The following is a 16,783-nucleotide window of genomic DNA, read 5'->3' on the forward strand; positions in this document are numbered from 1 at the left end:
GTGGTCACGCCGCGCCGCGCTCGCGCAGCCAGGCCGCCTGCCATTTATCCGGGCCGTATTCCGAAGCCAGAGCGCGGATGCGGGCGATGCTCTCCTTGTCGGACGCGCCGACGAAAGACAGCGTTTTGCCTTTGAGGGCGAGCTGCACCTTGCGCCGCCCCTGCGGACTGACGATGTAGTAGTCCTGCTTGGGAGTGCTGGTTTTGAGGATGTGGATCTGTTTGTCGTTGAGACCCATGCTCGTGTAGAGTTCCTTCTGCCCGGCGTCTTCGGCGGCGCTGTTGGGCAGAAAAATCTTTGTCGGGCAGGATTCCGCCAGAACGTCCAGAATGCCGGAGTTTTTGGCGTCGGAAAGGCTCTGCGTGGCCAGGATCACCGCGCAGTTGGCCTTGCGCATGACTTTCAGCCATTCGCGGATCTTGGCCCGGAACACCGGATGCCCCAGCATGATCCAGGCTTCATCCAGCACAAGGATGGTTGGCGATCCGTCAAGGGCCTTTTCAATGCGCCGGAACAGGTAGGTCAGCACCGGCACCAGGTTTTTGTCGCCAAGGTTCATCAGGTCTTCGATCTCAAAGACCATGAAACGGGAGAGGTTCAGGTTGTCGGAGTCCGCGTCCAGCAGCCGCCCCATGGCTCCCTGCACGGTGTAATGCTGGATGGCTTCCTTGATCTCCCGCGTCTGAACCACATGGTAGAAGCTGGTCAGAGAGCGCAGATGCGGCGGGTTTGCGGCCAAGGTCAGCATGGCCGTGTGGATGGCGTTGCGATGGCTGGGCATGACCGTGAACTGCTGCAACTCCATGAGGGAGACGATCCATTCTTCCGCCCAGGCGCGTTCCTCTTCCGAGTCGATGCGTTGGAGCGGCGCAAAGGCGAGCTTTTCCGCGTTGCCGATGGTGTAATGATCGCCGCCCGCCCCGAAGCAGAGCGGAAACAGGCTCATGCCCTTGTCAAAGGCGAAGATCCGGGCGTTTTCATAGCAGCGGAACTGTGCGGCGATGAAAGCCAGCAAGGTGGATTTGCCCGCGCCGGTCGGCCCGAATATCAGCGTATGGCCGAGGTCTCCGGCGTGGATGTTGAACCAGAACGGCGTGGAGTTGTCCGTCATCAGCACGGCCAGCGGTCTGGAGTTGGTCGGATAAAACGGGCAGGGATTGACCGGGGAGCCCGTCCAGACCGAAGACAGCGGCAGCAAATCCGCCAGATTCAGCGTGTTGATCATGGGGCGGCGCTGATTGGCGTAACTGTTGCCCGGATGTGTGCCCAGCCAGTCCTCCAGGCAGTTGATGGATTCGATCCGGCAGCCGAAGCCCAGCGTCTGCACCGTGCGTCGCAAGTCCCGCGCCCAATCCTGCAAGCGCTCCGGATCGTCGTGCATCAGGACAATGCAGGAAGTCAGATAGCCCGCGCTGACATAGCCGCCTTGGACTTCCGTGAGCGCGGTTTCCGCGTCCTCGGCCATGAGCAGGACGTCACGGTTGGCGTGGGCGTTGGGGTTATTGAAAAACTGATCCAGGAATCGGTAGACCTGCTGCCGCCAGCCCTTGCGATACCCGTTGATCTCCTTGGCCGCGTCATACTGATCCAGGCAGATGAAGCGGCTGGAGAAACGGTACTCCAGGCCCAGAGCGTCCAGATCGCGCAGCATGGCCGGGTAGGATTCCTGCGGCAGGCCGTCCAGGGACAGCACGGCCAGATGACGGTTGCCCAGGCGCGGAATGATGCCGCCCACCAGGTCTTCACTGCCGAGCAGTGCGTCCAGATACATGGGCGTTTTCGACACCCGCACAGGCTGGAGTTCGCCGGAGACACAATGCTGGAGATGTGAGAGCAAATCCGACTGGAGCCAGGCGGAGCCGTCCGCATCTTCCACTTCATAATCAAGCAGCCGCTCCATGCGCAGCACGGCGGAAAGCGCGTCTTCCAGCTCTTCCAACATATTCCGGAAGTAGGCCAGGGCCTTTTCCAGAGCGCCGGACGTGGCAACGCCCGCCTGCGCTTTGCCCGCGATTTTCGCAGCCTGGAAGTTGGGTTTGTAAGTGACAGTCAAGACGGTGCTGGTGCTGAAGCACCTGTTGCCGCTGAAGTGCTCCCGGCGCTCTTCATCAATGAGCCGCGTCACCGGATCGGGGAAATGGCTTTTCTCCGGAGCCGGATACGCCCTGTGTGAACTGCGGATGGCGTCCATGTGCAGCATCCAGCCGCTGCCCAGCAGTTTCACCGCGCTGTTGAAGCGGCTGGAAACCAGAGCCAGATCGCTTTCCGTGGCGCTGGCCGTATCCTGGCCGCGCACTTCCCAGCCCGCCAGAAGCGAGCCGTCCTTATTCAGGATGACGCCGGGCTCGATGAGTGCGGCATATGGCAGCAGGTCCGGCAGGCCTTTGGTTTTGGCGCGGTAGTCGATGAGCTTCAACATTTGAAGCCTCCCGCCGTGCGCCAGCGGCTTGCCCTGGCCGGATAAAACTCTTGCTGTTTGACGTGCCGCAGCCGGACCCGGCTCATGATCGAATCGGCCTTGGCCATGCGCCGGAGCGCGAATACCGCCGCGATCCAGAACATGATGGCCGACACGATGGAAACCGCCGTCAGACCGCCCACGCCCACCAGCAGCGCGATCAGGGCGCTGGTCATGACCAGTTCCCGTTCCGCGCCCAGCACATGGGCATGCCGGTGCAGCGATTGGTGAATGGGGAGAAAACGCCGCTACATATCCGTTGGGCCGCTCATATTACGGCTCCGGAGAAAGAAAAGGCCGAGTTCACGATGCTGGCGGCAAAGGCGATGAAGGAAATGCCGAAGACCACGGACAGCAGCAGCTTGAAACCGCCGCTGATGTCGTCTTTGTTCATGATGAAGATGACGCCGCACAGCGCCATGGCCACAATGGCGATCCATTTGCCGGCAGGGCCGGTAATGGTGTTCACCACCCGTTCCAGGGGGCTGGAAAATTCCGTGATGCCGCCTGATGCGGCGGCGATGTCAGGAAAGCAAAGGCAGACGGTCAGCAGGCCGAAAACGGCCATAGGCTTCAGGCAAGAAAAGCGGGAATCAGCGGTGAGAAGAAGGCGTTTCGCGTACATAACGATCTCCATCATGGAGGCCGTCATGCGGCGCTTGGCTGGGGCGCGTGGCCCTCAGATGCAGGCGGGTTTTGCAGCGCGGGCACTGAAGTTCGATGTCTCCGGCTTCAAGAGCGCCACGCGCCAGCAGGCGGTTGCAGTCCCGGCAGCGAATCTCCGGGGGCGTTGTGACGGGCGCTTTCATAAGGAACCGTCCTTATGCGGCGCTCGCCGTGTAGAGCGTGTCTGTTTCATAGAATTCCTCCTTGTGGTTGAACCTGTTGACTTTGACGATGCTGGAAATTCGCCGCTGATTGTCCGGCGTTTTTTCCGTGTAGACAGCCAGATCCACGGCCCTGCCGATGAGTTTCTGCTTGGGGCCGAGTCCGGCTTCCTCCACCAGTTCTTCCAGGCGTGGTAAGGCTTCTTCCGCGCTGTCCGCGTGGAAAGTGGAAACGCCTCCCGGATGGCCGGTGTTCCAGAGCTTGAGCATTTCCAAAGCGGCGGCGTCCCGCACTTCGCCCACCAAAATACGCTTGGGCGCGTAACGCATGCTGACTTTGGCCAGAGTGCGCATGTCCACGTTGGCCAGCACGGAAGTGCGGAAAAAGACCGCGTTGGGGCTTTTTGATTGCAGTTCCGCTGTATCCTCCAGGATAAGCAGGCGATGCGTGGGCGTGAGCCGGTCAATGGCATCGATCACCGCGTTGACAAAGGTTGTCTTGCCGGAAGATGTGCCCCCGACCACCACGATGTTCAGGCGGCGACAAACCGCGTCTTCAATAAGGTTGACGGCCTCCAGGGTGAGGGAACCTGCAGCGGCGTATTCCGCCAGGGTAAATACCCGGCTGGCCTTCTTGCGCAGCGAAAAAGACGGCCCCGGCCCGACAATGGGCGGGAACGTGCCTTCAAAGCGAGAACCGTCCAGGGGGAATTCGCCTTCTACAATGGGGCTGCGCTCATTCACCGTGAGGTTCAGGCCGCTGGCCACCTGCGAAAGAATGAGCCTGCTTTGCGCTATCGGAATTTTCCCGATGCGATCATGATCCCGGCCATACTTTTCAATCCAGAGCGAGCCGTCCGGGTTGAGCATGATCTCGATCACTTCCGGATCTTCCGGGGCGTTCATGAACAGCGGACCACAAGCGTGGCGCAGGCCCTCCAGCAGGCGTGGATCGTCGCAGGGGCGCATGAGCATCAGCGCACCGCCTTCAGGACGAAAACCGCCACGTTGAGCAGCGCCGAGACCGCGACAATGGCCGCGAGCCATGTTGTGCTGTTCTTGAAGGCCTGAAGCCTGACCGCGTGATCGTCAAAGACTTTACGGATGCCTTCCACCGAAGCGGAGGAAAGGCTGTCCGTCAGTTGCCCGACCGCAGCCGCCACGCCGGAGACATAGGCGTCTGTTTTATCGACCATCAGTCGGTCCAGGCCTTCTTTGTGCCGGGTCTGGAGTTTTTTCACTTCCGTCAGGTGCGCGTTCAAAATGGTGACGACCATAAGAATGGGATCGGCCTTGTCCACAACCTTTTCATGCGCATGGGCGAGAAGCGCCCGCACCTGCTCAAGAGAGAGTCCCGCGCCATCCGGCAGGATGTTTTTGTCTTCAAGTGTGGCGGCGAGTTCTTTCACTTCTTTCATATATTCAGCGTCAGACATGCGCCCCCCTATGCGATGGCGGCCAGTTCCACCACGGACACAAACTCGTTCCAGTACCGGGCCAGACGCGAGCGCATGACAATGGACTGACTGGAGTTGATGCCCGTGGCAAAGCTCTGGCGCTTGGCGAACAGCATTTCCAGATCCTTGCCCAGCGTGGCCTTGTTACCTTGGGGGATGGTGATGACCGCATGAAACTGGCTGCCGAACTCCTGATAGACCTTAAATTCTTCAAAGGGGCGGTCATCCATGCGGATTTCTCCGAAATAGGGATTCAGCCAGACCACGAGGGGAGAGCCGGGAAAGCCCATTGCCAGGGAACGCAAGCCCAAAGCCGTATCGGCAACGGCCTGCCCTCCCGTAATGACGGTATGGAAATAGACGTTGTGGCCGCTTTCCGCTAGAATGCCCAACACATCGTTTTCCCTGATGTAACTGTTGAGAGCCAGAAAAGACGAAGCGCCGTTATCCACAATGACGTGCGTTTCCGGGGGAAGTCCGGCGATGATGTTGATCAGTTCGTCAAACGCGCGGGGATCGATGTCGCCGTTTTTCAGGATGTCCAGGCGTTTCACCTCAAATTCCTTGAACCCCGCCAAGGTGGCGTTTACCGGGTCAGTGTCAAAGGCCATGACCTCTTTGCCAGGTGGCGCAGCACCTGGTACAGGATGACAGCGATCATGGATTTGCCCACGCCGCCTTTGCCCTGCTGAATAAAATGAATGGTCGCCATAGCTGGTACTTCCTTTTGGTTAAATGGCTTCTTCGGGATTCATGTCCCGTGGATCGGGAAATTTACCGCTGGACGCCGTGACATGGCGCGGCCCTGCGGTACGGGCAGGAGTCGCCGGTAGCGCCGATTTCGGTTTTGGGGCGGGCTGCTGCTCGCCAGGCCGATGTTTGTCCAGGGACAGACGGCGCATGTGGTAGCAAAACGCCCCATAGGACATGGTGATTCTGCCTTCGTCCTTCAGGCGGCGGTGAATCTGGGAGTGCTTCCAGCTTTTCTGAAGAAATTCCTTGATATTCTCCAGACAAGCCACAAATTCAATTCCCGCCATGTTGTTGGAAAGGTGCTTTTGGTCAGAATCCATGGCCGTTTCCTTTGGCCTCGCCATAGCCAAAGATTTTTTCGCAGAACCTGGAGCGTGGGGAATACAGTGAAATTGTGTATTTTTTTCGCCTGCGGTCTTCAATATCCGCCAGTGAGCTTCCATCTTCCGTAACCTCCTTCAATAAATTTTGAGGAATTTCCTTCTTTACTTAACAGGAATTTTTGAATAGACAAGAAAGGAATTTCCGGTGTATTGGGTAAAACCGGAGGCAAGACATGACAACAAAAAACAATTTTGCCATGGCGCTGGAACGGGCTTTTGTGGAGCTTGTGGCGAACAGGGTGAAACAACGCGGCTGGAAGAAAGGCGAATTCGCGGCCATGCTCTGGCCGGATGACACGCCGAAAGCCGCAGCCGCCAGGTGGACGGCCATGCGTAATCAGGCATCCAACACAGGAAAGCCCCAAGGCGTTCAGATATCGGATGCCCAACGCATGGCGGAAGTGCTGGGGGAAGACCTCAGCTACCTTCTGGCTGTGGCAAAAGAACAGGCCTGGACGCAACCGGGGGAATAAAGAAAAACTCCAAGAAGTAATTTCCTGGAGTTTTCACAACATTTTCCTTGTTAGGATGGATACGGCTTTTTATGAAGGCTCCCAAGCAAATGTCCATCTCCGATCAGGAGATCGACCTTGAAAAGGCCATCGCCGCCGCCCTGGAGAAAATCCTCGCGCCGGTCGCGGAGGTGATTTGCGAGATGGAGCGTATACGCCGGAAAGAATATCTGACGGAAAAAGAAGCGGCGCTGTTGTTTTCGTTGTCGGCGGCGACACTGAAGACGCAGAGGCGTCGGGGAGGAGGGCCGAAATATGCACGTAAGGGAGCACGAATTCTTTATTTACGAAAGATGTTGAGGACTATCTACATAAGTAAAGATTGTTTAGGCTTCATTGAGAGTACCCTTGATCCGCGTATGGTGTTTAAGCTCATAATAAATTAAACTATTGACCAAAGACACATATTCACATCGCGAACACCCTTTAGGACAGCAGATGATCGACCCAACGACGCAGGCCCAGCTCAAAGAGGCGATTGCAGATTGCATAGGCTCTGACCGTGGTATTTTGGATGCTCTTAGAGAAGAAATCCGCCCTCTTAAATCTGCAACTCGTCAAATACAACCGCGAGCTACAACATCTATCTCGTTAGTAGCCACAGATGGTGGAAATAACCAGCTGCAGTTTGATCCATTTTTAATTCAACTTGTTCGCGTAGTTGACAGCAGCAACAATGAATATTGCTTAGAGGCTGTGTCCCCGACGACGCCGCTTGAAAAGCTCGACAAATTTCAATTTAATTCTGACGGCACACCGCGAACATCTCTCGGCAAGATGATGAGCTTTTTGGGCGTTGATAGCTTAGCTAAACTGTCCCATATGATCAGGCCTACAAGAAAGGGTGAGCCGGTATCCCCCAGTTGGGTTCAGGTATACAGAGAGCTCGTTGAGTGGGCGATTTTGTTTGCACTGCTCGACAAAGACTTTGGAACGGACACCTTGATTATTTGTGATGGCTTACTGAGAAGTAAGGTTTTTGCTCAAGACCTCTTCCCCAAATTACTCAACGGCATGAAGAACCGTATAGAAGCTCACTACACTAACAGCCGCCGACAAATTTTACTTGCTGGCGTAGCAAAACACAGCAAAGTGCTTTCTCGTTATCGCTTGGCGATGGCCTTGGAGGGCGTTCTCCTGACGGATTATCCCGCGTATGTAGAAGTGCCAAGAGAAGTTGAAGAACGCGCATATGTTTGGTCAGAGTTTGCACGGGGGGATGATCGAGCAAGTGATGGGGGTGAGGTAAACAAATTTGTCGGTGGGAAAATGTTTTTAGTTAAGTTTGGGAATCGTAAGCGTGATCCTATTTGGCCAGTTGATATTTTCCTCCCACAAATTTCCAGTTCTCAACTGATTTTAGGCTCTATGCTAACGGATGCGATCAACGGCTTTCCTGTTCCACATTATCCGCGCTGTTTGCAAAAAGCACACGAAAACGCTGCGTTGGTCGATTTTGACTTTGATATTTTGCAAGACTTCATTTACGAGGGAGTTCGTGGGAGTCTTGGGGCGCAAGCAGAGCTGCTAGATGCTTTTCAGTTGCAAGACGCTGACCCTGCTCAGCGTAGGTATAGTTAAGGAGAAGACATGCCTGATATCCAGCTTTTTCCTACAGAGCAGATAGTCGGTATTTTTCGAGGGTTCCAGCAAGGGGGAATGGAGTTCCATGCGGATTTGGTTTTACCTTACCGCAATGAATTTCAAAATATACCCATGCATGGACAGTTCATCCTTGTCCAACTCGAAACACCTGATGAAGCCGTTCTAGGCCGTATTGCGTCTTTTTCTTCAGAAGGTAAGCTTTCTCACGGTTCTGGGGAAGAGTTTAATATTAGAGCCGTCCGCGATGGTCGACCAATTCCGGAAGATTTGCGCGAACAATATTTGAAGTATCGTGTGAATATAAGAGTTCTTGGAATATTGAGAAAAAATGGCAACGGACTAACATTTGTTCCATCACATCGTCGGTTGCCCCATGTGGGAAGCAAGGTAGCCTTTCCAAGCGATGAGGTATTACGTGAAGTAGCTGCACACAATCTAGAAGGAGCGCCGATTGGGCATTTGGCTTTTGGTGAATATATATATGCCAACGGTTGCAAAAATTTTGAAACACAAGAATGGATGCAACTCCTTTCACCTGAAGTCCAAGTTCACTTTCCCATTGAATCACTGGTTGCGCGAAGGAGCTTTGTCTTTGCACGTGCAGGCTTTGGTAAGTCAAATTTGAATAAATTACTTTTCAGTAGACTTTACAAAAATACGCCTCATGTAACCAAACGCGGAGACCGTAGAGTACCGGTGGGTACTGTAATCTTCGATCCAGATGGTGAGTATTTTTGGCCAGATGATAAAGGCCGCCCAGGATTGTGTGATGTTCCTGATTTGGAAGACAAGTTAGTCGTATTTACTGATCGCAGAAGTCCTAGCCCCTTCTATCAATCTTTTGTTGCTGGCGGTATAAGATTAGATATTAGGAGATTACGTCCTAGCGATGTCATTGCAATCGCTCTTTCGCCAGAACGCCAAGATCAGCAGAACGTTCGTAAGCTGCGTGGATTATCGCAAAACAGATGGGAAGATTTGGTTAATATTATTGACGAAAATGGCAACGCGACACCATTAACAGATATTTGTCGTTTGTTAGATCTTGACCCGCAGCGACAAGAAGCAGAAGCTCTTGCGGCACGCGGAAATATGACTGCAATAGTAAGAATGCTGCACAGTAGAAGCAGCCAACTCATGGATATGCTTACGCAGGCTCTTTCTGACGGCAAACTTTGTGTTATTGATGTCTCTCAAATGCGTGGTGGGCAGTCCTTAATTTTATCCGGATTAATTCTAAGGCGCATTTTCGATCGAAATCAACAAGAATTTACTGCGGCTGATCCCAATACCATTCCTACTATTGCGGTAGTTGAAGAAGCTCAGTCTGTATTAAATGAAAATGCGCCAGCAGCTGAACCATACGTAGCTTGGGTAAAAGAAGGCAGAAAATACGATCTTGGGGCACTGCTAATTACTCAGCAGCCTGGGAGTATTCCCGTTGAAATTCTTAGCCAGGGAGACAACTGGTTCATTTTTCATCTTTTGTCTGCGGCCGATCTTGCTTCACTAAAACGTGCCAACGCCCACTTTAGTGACGACCTATTGAGTTCTCTTTTGAATGAACCAATTCCGGGGCAGGGAGTGTTTTGGAGCTCAGTTGGCGGGAAGCCATATCCTATCAGCTTGCGTATTTTATCTTTTGAAAAAGAATTCAGCATGTTGGATCAGGAATATAATCGGCCAGCAGGAAACACTTATGCTCAAGCATTATTAGGGAATGTAAGTAGTTGTAATTCCCCTGCATCTGTCGAACCTTGTCAGGCAACTCCACCAGCTGGACTTCTTGAGCCTATAAGAGAAGATGATTGTGCCCCTATCGATGTCATGGGAAAAATTAGAGAACAAGCTATCGAAGCCCTGAAGCTTGATCAAAACCTCATTGATAAAATTGAATCTCATGAAGGTGTCGCCTGGGGAGCGATTAAAGCCTTTCTGCTTACCAAAATTCCACAGCATCTTGATGATAGAGATACATTTGCCTATCAATTGGTAAAGATCGCTATGGACACATTATATGGTTCTCAGGATAGTGGTTGGGAGGCCTATCGTAACCCAGAGCGAAACGGTACATCCTATGTTCGCTCAAAGGGTTAGCCCGTGAAAAAGATTCCAGATGCTGCCCTTAATGGGCTATGCCCATACTTCACAATGTTTCCACTCGATTTTCCCTTTAAGATACTTGCCCGAAGGGCGCGTAAGGGGAGCCTCGTTTTGGATCCTTTTTGTGGCCGAGGTACCACTAATTTTGCAGCAAGGCTATTGGGATTAGACTCTCTGGCGGTTGATTCAAGCCCTGTTGCCACTGCGATTACAGCAGCAAAGCTCGTTGCCGTAACGGCAGAAGAGATCGTGGGCGAGGCCCAAAAAATCCTTGAAGAAAACGGCAATTCAGACATACCGCAAGGAGAGTTCTGGGAATGGGCTTTTCATTGTGATGTCCTGCGATCTGTCTGCATACTGCGGGATAGCTTTTTGAAAGACTGCACTACTGGACCGCGTATCGCCCTCAGAGGGGTAATTTTGGGTGCCCTTCATGGGCCGAGACAAAAAACATTTGCCAGCTACCTTTCAAACCAATGCCCACGCACTTATGCGCCTAAACCAGCTTATTCAGTCCGCTTTTGGAAAGAAAAACAACTTACGCCTCAGCGCGTTGACGTGATTGGCGTTATCTCACGCCGGGCAAAACGCTATTATTCTGAACTCCCTACAGTCTTTTCCGAAGTGCGCTTATCCGATAGCCGCCAGGGACACTCTTTCTCCCTTGGCAACGGTTCTTCTGGGTTTAATTGGATCATTACCTCTCCTCCGTATTATGGAATGCGAACCTACATTCCAGACCAATGGTTAAGAAATTGGTTTGTCGGGGGGGCTGACACTGTTGATTATAGCAACGACAGGCAAATTGCCCATTCAACTCCAGAAATTTTTGTGGATAATTTGCATCGTGTTTGGCAAAACGCGGCCGAAGCGTCTAATCCTGAAGCCAGATTAGTCATTCGTTTTGGCGGCATATCTGACCGCAAGGCAAATCCGCTTGAGTTAATCAAGCAGTCGTTGATCGACAGCGGTTGGCGACTCTCGGCTATACGAAGAGCGGGGACATCAGAAGAAGGCAAGCGACAAGCGGATTCATTCTTGCGAAAAAAGTCCGTTCCGTTATGCGAATATGATATTTGGGCGAAGAAAGCTTAACCGCGACTTCTTCTATGCATGCTTCCTTCGAAATATTTTTCTGTTAGCTATTAGCCTTTTTTACTTCTGCAATCATTATGTGATGAAGTTTTTCAAGGTTTTTCTGGGTAAGATCTTTAAGCGATTTTAGAGGTTTCTTTAAGCCAAGCTTAATCTCTGCGACTTGGTATAATTGCTCTTTTGATAAGCCGAGCTCATTGGAACGTGCATAAATTGGCTTGTAAAAGTTGCTTCCATTTCTCAGTATTTGTTCTTCTGAGTTTTGGGCGTTGCATAGCTATCTGAGCGTATAGCCAGGCAATTGCCTTTTCCGAATCGCTGATAGCAATTTCTTTGTAACTGGTAACCGCGAACTCTTTTTTTAAGCTCGCCCATATTTTGGTGCCAGCTGTTTTTGCTGCCTTTCCAGCAGCTATATTTAAGTCAATGTACTCTGTAGCAAGTTCTTGAATTTTTCTAGCTGTCTCGTTGGATATATGCTTTCCGCCAGGGTCTGTCGTGACAACCGTTTTCTTGACGACTCTCTCCGTCTTGATGGTAACATCACCGCCAGCAACAACATTATTGTTGCCTCGAACATTTTGGACTTGATGAGAAGAGTTAGCGGATACGGGTTGGTTTAACTCTTTGACATTCGCGTACCAATTATCACGAATTTTTTTAAGCTCCGCTTCTGAAAACTTTCTCCCCTTTGGATGTTCAGGATTGTAGTGCCCAACCTCTGCATGACAGTCAAAGCATAAGGGTATACAATTTTCGAATGTGTCAGATCCCCCCTTACTTTTTGGTTTAATATGATGCAGTTCGATCCTAGTTCCACAGAATTTTTGACAAAGACAACAGCACCTTTGGCACGAAACAAGAGCGTCATCAACAACAGCTTCAGAAAATCCCATGCCTATTAGTCTCCATATATTTATACGTCAATATTCTATCTTTTACAAAACGCAATACTGAAAAGTTCCAGAATTAACTCTGAGACAGCGATAGTTCGAGACTTTTACTATACTTTCCGCAAATTCTTCTAGGAAGAAATATCCTGAATCTTTGTTGATGTTAAAAAACTAAAGACATTTGTATAGCTAATGCCCTCTTCAGAAATTTTTGTAGCGGCATAATTGCGCCAATCCAAGTTGCCTGTTCCAGGAAAATTCACCCATAACTCTCTTATAACGCTCATCGCTTTTTCTGCCCATTGGGTCAAGCTATCAGCATGAATGAAACACAAGCTGCCAAGGTGTGGCCTTGCTGCATCATCAACGAATAATGCCCGAGAACAGAAAACGGGAGCGAAGGTGACGCCTGGGAGTTTTTCTTGCAAAAAATTTGGATGCCCATTTGCTTGCAATACTTTTCTTTTAGGAATGACTGCATTTTCTTCTGTGTCGGTATAGTCTTCAAATACGATTCCAGTGTTGCCAATAAACCACCAAGGATCTGGGCCACCTTGTTTTGATGAGTTGTCCGCAAGAAGTCCTAATAGTTTCCCAAGAGAAACCTGCGCCGCCTCAAAATGGTCTGCGTCTTTTCCGCTTAATCCTTGTCTGATTTCATTGAAATATTTTTCTATTTTTCGGCTGTTTGACCTGCCAAATTTCTCAAATAAAAATTCTATAGATTCAACTTGTTCTGATATAGTTGGATCATATACAGGACTAAAATGAGCTTCCGGAAAAAAGCGAGTTAGGCTTCTAAGCCATGGGAGGCGCTCTGCGGCAGAAGCAGCAGACCGGTAGCTCTCCCTTGCTGCATCCAAGTCAGAAGGACTGCCGGCCATAAAAGATGCATTGCCACATAAGTATAGCCAGAGGGCTCTATAGCCTCTTAAGTCGTTTCCACTCAGATGAGACAATGCATCCTTACTCGCATTGAGTGCTCCAGAATAATCTTCATTCCATAAACAGTCTTGATATCTCACTTCATATTTTACGGAGGATGCTAACTCATTACTGGCAGGGAGCGGTGATTGTTCGAGGGAATCACGCAAGCCAATGATAGCTGCATCTGCTGCATCCCATTCTTTGCCGTGAGCAATAAAAAGGTCGATATTTTCTTCAAGCAGACTAAATGACGCCCCCTTTGACTGTTCAATCCCGAATATAATTTCGGCTTGAGCTTCTGGATGTAAACATCTTCTGTTTTCAATTTTATAAAAGAACTCGTGTAGTTTATCTCCTGTTATTAGTACTAGGGCATAGTCTGTAGAGGAACGGGTACATCTGCCAATTGCCTGAGTCACACGTGTTTTTAAACGGTTGCAAAAAAGAACAGCTGAACCTAACCTGCTGACAAAAAAGCGTTCTTGGAGATTCGTTGATTCAGGCAGTCCATTCAAAATCAAGTATCGGCATTCATCACCTAAAAAATCTATCCCATCATATCTATTTGCCAGTATTGCCAGTGCATTATCTGTATCAACAAATTCTTTTTTTGAAGTTTCGATATCCGTAGCATTAAACACCTTAAATCTCTGTACTGCTTCTGTTTCGCTCGCAAGGTTCGCAACTTGCTCACTTGCAGGGTTGCTAGGTGTTAATATTAAGGCCCTACCAAATTTTTTAGCCCATTTAAGCGCTTGAGATAGTGACTGTCTTTCACTTGTAAATGCCATGGGAAAAACAATAAACCGACGCCCAATACCTTGTTTATCCCATCCTTCGGGGGCTGGTATTCTATGAATTTTTTCGCGCCCAAAAATTCTCTCTAGGTCCCCACCTTCACCGAGAGTCGCAGACATATATATTCGTTGTTTTGCCTGCAAAAATGGGTCAAAACTTTTTGTCGGAGGAGTTAGTGGACGAATCAGTATAGAATGAGCTGAGTAGTACAAATGGCAAGCTAAAAGGTGATCGCGGATCATTATCCACTTAAAATAGAGTTCGCCTTGGTCCGCACTAAGCTGTTCATCAAGTAGACTGATAAGATTATCTTTAATCGTTAATAAGGCTGGAGTTGGCAACTTATTCACAAAAACTGTGTCTAGCTGGGGGTCATCCCTATAATCATAACGCGTCCTATCATAATATGGCATATGCTTTTCTAGTGCAGACCAAACCGATTCAAAAACAACTGGGGACTCAAAGCGCTTTATATTCAAAGACCAAAATGAGGTTACGTAGTTTTCAGCGGAATGGGCATCGTCAAAAATTAATGTCTGGACATCACGGAAAAAAGGGTTTGTATTAAAAAGAGAACTGTATGTAGTAACAGCAATTGTATCCCCAGTTAAAAACCTTGATTTATCAGATTCAGGGTAGCCCCTCTGACTTCCAACAAACCCTGTGGCTTCAATGCCATATTTCTCATGCGCTTGAGCCACAACCTGATGAACCAATTGCCGTGTAGGGCAAAGAAAAACGCATCGTTCTTGAAATTTCCGCCTCCGCCACTCCGCAATGAGGAGCCCCACAAGTGTTTTTCCGCTACCTGTTGGCAATTCTAGTGCAAGGTCTGGCTCGCCTTGGTTGGCTACATACGCCCGCAACATATCTGCCTGCTGTGACAGTAGACCCTCAACCGTTCTATTTCTAAGATCTCTGAAGAGGGATTCGGGGCTTTGTTCAGAAGAGGCGGGGGGCGTTGGAATTTTGAAAGCCATATAAACCTCACATTTTTTCATAGATGCCCTTGTTCGTTCACTTCATGGTATAATACCATCGAATAAAAAGCATCTCCAACAAGGTTGGAAATATTGCATTACATCCAAGGATATCGTTTCGGTAGAATATTTTGAGCCCAAAATGCGAAAAGGGCTCAGGGCAAATACCGTAAGCCCTGGTAATCTCAGATTAGAGATATTTTTTGAGTTCAACATCTTGAATTTAATAGGTGAACTTCATTCCACCTGCGCCCCAATTCGTTCAATAAACTCCACAATTTCCTCCGCCCGCCAGACCGTTGTGCGCGGGCCGAGTTTCACCGGCTTGGGGAAGCGGCCTGTTTTGCAGCCCTCCCACCAGGCGCTTTTGCTGATGGGGACAAGTTGCAGGACTTGGGGGAGCCGAAGAAAACCCACTTTGGGAATGCTTGTCATGGTAGTCATTGTTACACCACCTGATAGGTCTTTGGTATTTGCTGGAAGCGTATCACGACTTTTTTGGCGAGCCGTTTTGTACGTGAAAAAGTATGGTTTGGGGAGTTATTGGATGGCATTGCATTGTACTATGTGGACAAATTTTTTGTTGGCAGGGTTTGATAAATCCATGTTTCTGTCTTTTTGATGGTTAAAGGTGGCTGCAACAAAGAAGCTGCGCACCGCTCGAAAGCAATGCGCCGCCTGATGGTATGGAGACCGCCTTATTATTTTTCCGCTTTCAGTTTATCCAGATAGTCGGCCCATTCCTGCATCATCCGCCGTCGTTCCGGCAGATATTCAGCGTAGTTGTAGGCCGCCCGCACATCGTTCCTTTCGCCGTGGGCGAGCTGGCGCTCGATCCAGTCCCGGTTGTAGCCAAGTTCGTTGAGCAAGGTGGACGCCAGGGAACGGAAGCCATGAGTGCTCATTTCATCCTTGGCGTAGCCCATACGGCGTATGGCGTTGAGCACGGTGGCGTCGGCCAGCGGGCGCGTTACAGTGCGGATGGAAGGGGAAAGGAGCTTGCCGTTGCCGGAAAACTCTTGCAGCTCTTACGGAATTGTTACCGCCTGCCTGGAGAGTGGCACGATGTGCATCTGCTTCATTTTTATGCGCGTGGCCGGAATGCGCCATTCGCTGGTCTCAAAATAGAACTCTGTCCACTCTGCGCCCCGAAGTTCGGTCGGACGAACGAAGACCAGCGGAGCCAGCTTCAGAGCGCACACGATAGGGAAATAGCCTTCATAGGCATCAATATTGCGCAGAAGCTGGGCCACCTTTTTCGGTTCGGTGATGGCCGCTCTGTGCGTGACCTTTCTGGGGCGTATCGCGCCGGAAAGGTCTGTGACCGGGTTCCGCTTGGCCCGGCCTGTGATCACGGCAAAGCGGTAGATCTGCCCGATGATTTGCAGCAGGCGGCGGGCGGTTTCATTCTGGCCTTTCTATTCAATGGGCTGGATGACCTTCAGAATGTCCAGGGCTTCCATCCGGGCTATGTGTTCCTCGCCGATGATCGGAAAAATATACTTTTCCAGGCGATACATGACCGTGCCCCGGTGCTTTTCCGTGAAGTCGGTTGTCCGGGCTTCGAACCATTCCAGGGCGATATTCCGGAACATGTCCTTCACTTCCGAGATCTGCTCTTCTTTGACGATCTTTCTCTGCTCGCCGGGGTCAATGCCGTCAGCCAGAAGTTGTTTGGCCTCCATGCGTTTTTCACGCGCCTTTTGCAGGGTGATTATCGGGTACTCGCCAAAGCTGAGAACTCTTTCCCGACGCTCAAAATAATAGCTCATGCGCCAGAGCTTTTTGCCGGAAGGGGACAGGTAGAGGAACAAACCCTCGCCGTCCGTCACTTTCATTGGTTTTCCGGAGTACTTCAAATTTTTGATCTGAATATCCGTGAGTGCCATGCCGATCTCCTTGGTTTAGGGTGGATTTCAGGATACCCGTCTGGACGATAATGCCTATAATTTCATGGCATTAAAACAAAAACCGGATATCGGATTGCTAACG

Annotated in this window: 18 protein-coding genes and 1 pseudogene; 5 read left to right on the forward strand and 14 right to left on the reverse strand. The window is 50.5% G+C overall.

Translation table 11 applies throughout. The annotated features are described in order from the left end of the window. Nucleotides 1–4: 4 nt before the first annotated feature. Genes ACZ5DH_RS06750 through ACZ5DH_RS06790 form a run of 9 tightly spaced genes read right to left on the reverse strand, consistent with a single transcriptional unit; the run spans nucleotide 5 to nucleotide 5,815 of the window. Nucleotides 5–2,419 carry a TraG/VirB4 family ATPase gene (locus ACZ5DH_RS06750; protein ID WP_464256308.1) on the reverse strand — a complete coding sequence of 805 codons (2,415 nt, stop codon included), beginning with the start codon at nucleotides 2,417–2,419 and terminating at the stop codon, nucleotides 5–7. Continuing rightward, nucleotides 2,413–2,691 carry a conjugal transfer protein TrbD gene (gene trbD / locus ACZ5DH_RS06755; RefSeq protein ID WP_464256520.1) on the reverse strand — a complete coding sequence of 93 codons (279 nt, stop codon included), beginning with the start codon at nucleotides 2,689–2,691 and terminating at the stop codon, nucleotides 2,413–2,415. Before trbD ends, ACZ5DH_RS06750 begins: the two co-directional genes overlap by 7 nt. Before the next feature lie 35 nt (nucleotides 2,692–2,726). Then, the gene (locus tag ACZ5DH_RS06760) at nucleotides 2,727–3,083 is read right to left on the reverse strand and encodes a TrbC/VirB2 family type IV secretion system protein (RefSeq protein WP_464256309.1); all 357 of its coding nucleotides are present in this window, start codon (nucleotides 3,081–3,083) and stop codon (nucleotides 2,727–2,729) included. Continuing rightward, complete coding sequence (locus ACZ5DH_RS06765) at nucleotides 3,052–3,267, reverse strand: Com family DNA-binding transcriptional regulator (RefSeq protein WP_464256310.1); 216 nt, start codon at nucleotides 3,265–3,267, stop codon at nucleotides 3,052–3,054. The genes ACZ5DH_RS06760 and ACZ5DH_RS06765 overlap by 32 nt, the downstream gene beginning before the upstream one ends. Nucleotides 3,268–3,279: 12 nt before the next feature. Next, entirely contained in the window at nucleotides 3,280–4,260 is a 981-nt protein-coding gene (gene trbB, locus ACZ5DH_RS06770) for a P-type conjugative transfer ATPase TrbB (protein WP_464256311.1), read from the reverse strand. Continuing rightward, on the reverse strand, nucleotides 4,260–4,721 hold the full coding sequence (locus tag ACZ5DH_RS06775; protein WP_464256312.1) for a hypothetical protein: 462 nt from the start codon (nucleotides 4,719–4,721) through the stop codon (nucleotides 4,260–4,262). Before ACZ5DH_RS06775 ends, trbB begins: the two co-directional genes overlap by 1 nt. An 8-nt stretch (nucleotides 4,722–4,729) precedes the next feature. Beyond that, nucleotides 4,730–5,353, reverse strand: coding sequence for a P-loop NTPase family protein (locus tag ACZ5DH_RS06780; protein WP_464256313.1), 624 nt, complete (start codon nucleotides 5,351–5,353; stop codon nucleotides 4,730–4,732). Next, the gene (locus ACZ5DH_RS06785) at nucleotides 5,329–5,454 is read right to left on the reverse strand and encodes a hypothetical protein (RefSeq protein ID WP_464256314.1); all 126 of its coding nucleotides are present in this window, start codon (nucleotides 5,452–5,454) and stop codon (nucleotides 5,329–5,331) included. The genes ACZ5DH_RS06780 and ACZ5DH_RS06785 overlap by 25 nt, the downstream gene beginning before the upstream one ends. 19 nt (nucleotides 5,455–5,473) lie before the next feature. Further along, the gene (locus ACZ5DH_RS06790) at nucleotides 5,474–5,815 is read right to left on the reverse strand and encodes a hypothetical protein (RefSeq protein ID WP_464256315.1); all 342 of its coding nucleotides are present in this window, start codon (nucleotides 5,813–5,815) and stop codon (nucleotides 5,474–5,476) included. Nucleotides 5,816–6,051: 236 nt separating this feature from the next. Between ACZ5DH_RS06790 and ACZ5DH_RS06795 the strand changes: the two genes are divergently transcribed. The 5 genes from ACZ5DH_RS06795 (at nucleotide 6,052) to ACZ5DH_RS06815 (ending at nucleotide 11,193) form a co-directional block, all read left to right on the forward strand. Beyond that, entirely contained in the window at nucleotides 6,052–6,351 is a 300-nt protein-coding gene (locus ACZ5DH_RS06795) for an immunity protein (RefSeq protein WP_464256316.1), read from the forward strand. Between the two features lie 71 nt (nucleotides 6,352–6,422). Next, nucleotides 6,423–6,776 (forward strand): hypothetical protein, encoded by a 354-nt coding sequence (locus ACZ5DH_RS06800; RefSeq protein WP_464256317.1) that lies wholly within the window; start codon nucleotides 6,423–6,425, stop codon nucleotides 6,774–6,776. Nucleotides 6,777–6,828: 52 nt separating this feature from the next. Further along, a complete protein-coding gene (locus ACZ5DH_RS06805) occupies nucleotides 6,829–7,971 on the forward strand; it encodes a hypothetical protein (protein WP_464256318.1) in 1,143 nt (380 codons plus the stop codon). A gap of 9 nt (nucleotides 7,972–7,980) precedes the next feature. Further along, nucleotides 7,981–10,092 carry an ATP-binding protein gene (locus ACZ5DH_RS06810; RefSeq protein WP_464256319.1) on the forward strand — a complete coding sequence of 704 codons (2,112 nt, stop codon included), beginning with the start codon at nucleotides 7,981–7,983 and terminating at the stop codon, nucleotides 10,090–10,092. Between the two features lie 3 nt (nucleotides 10,093–10,095). After that, nucleotides 10,096–11,193: a DNA methyltransferase gene (locus ACZ5DH_RS06815; RefSeq protein WP_464256320.1), complete on the forward strand. Its 1,098-nt coding sequence runs from the start codon at nucleotides 10,096–10,098 to the stop codon at nucleotides 11,191–11,193. 194 nt (nucleotides 11,194–11,387) lie between these two features. Here ACZ5DH_RS06815 and ACZ5DH_RS06820 read toward each other — a convergent pair whose 3' ends face one another. The 5 genes and pseudogenes from ACZ5DH_RS06820 to ACZ5DH_RS06840 all read right to left on the reverse strand — a co-directional run bounded on the left by ACZ5DH_RS06820 (nucleotide 11,388) and on the right by ACZ5DH_RS06840 (nucleotide 16,680). Further along, nucleotides 11,388–12,089, reverse strand: coding sequence for an HNH endonuclease (locus ACZ5DH_RS06820; RefSeq protein ID WP_464256321.1), 702 nt, complete (start codon nucleotides 12,087–12,089; stop codon nucleotides 11,388–11,390). Nucleotides 12,090–12,217: 128 nt separating this feature from the next. After that, nucleotides 12,218–14,812, reverse strand: coding sequence for a DEAD/DEAH box helicase (locus ACZ5DH_RS06825; RefSeq protein ID WP_464256322.1), 2,595 nt, complete (start codon nucleotides 14,810–14,812; stop codon nucleotides 12,218–12,220). Between the two features lie 216 nt (nucleotides 14,813–15,028). Next, nucleotides 15,029–15,235, reverse strand: a complete 207-nt coding sequence (locus tag ACZ5DH_RS06830; protein WP_464256323.1) for a helix-turn-helix transcriptional regulator — start codon at nucleotides 15,233–15,235, stop codon at nucleotides 15,029–15,031. 257 nt (nucleotides 15,236–15,492) lie between these two features. Next, nucleotides 15,493–15,738: a tyrosine-type recombinase/integrase gene (locus ACZ5DH_RS06835; protein ID WP_464256324.1), complete on the reverse strand. Its 246-nt coding sequence runs from the start codon at nucleotides 15,736–15,738 to the stop codon at nucleotides 15,493–15,495. Nucleotides 15,739–15,819: 81 nt separating this feature from the next. Beyond that, nucleotides 15,820–16,680, reverse strand: a pseudogene (locus ACZ5DH_RS06840) (tyrosine-type recombinase/integrase). Nucleotides 16,681–16,783: the final 103 nt, after the last annotated feature.

It is taken from the genome of Desulfovibrio simplex (assembly GCF_055387835.1).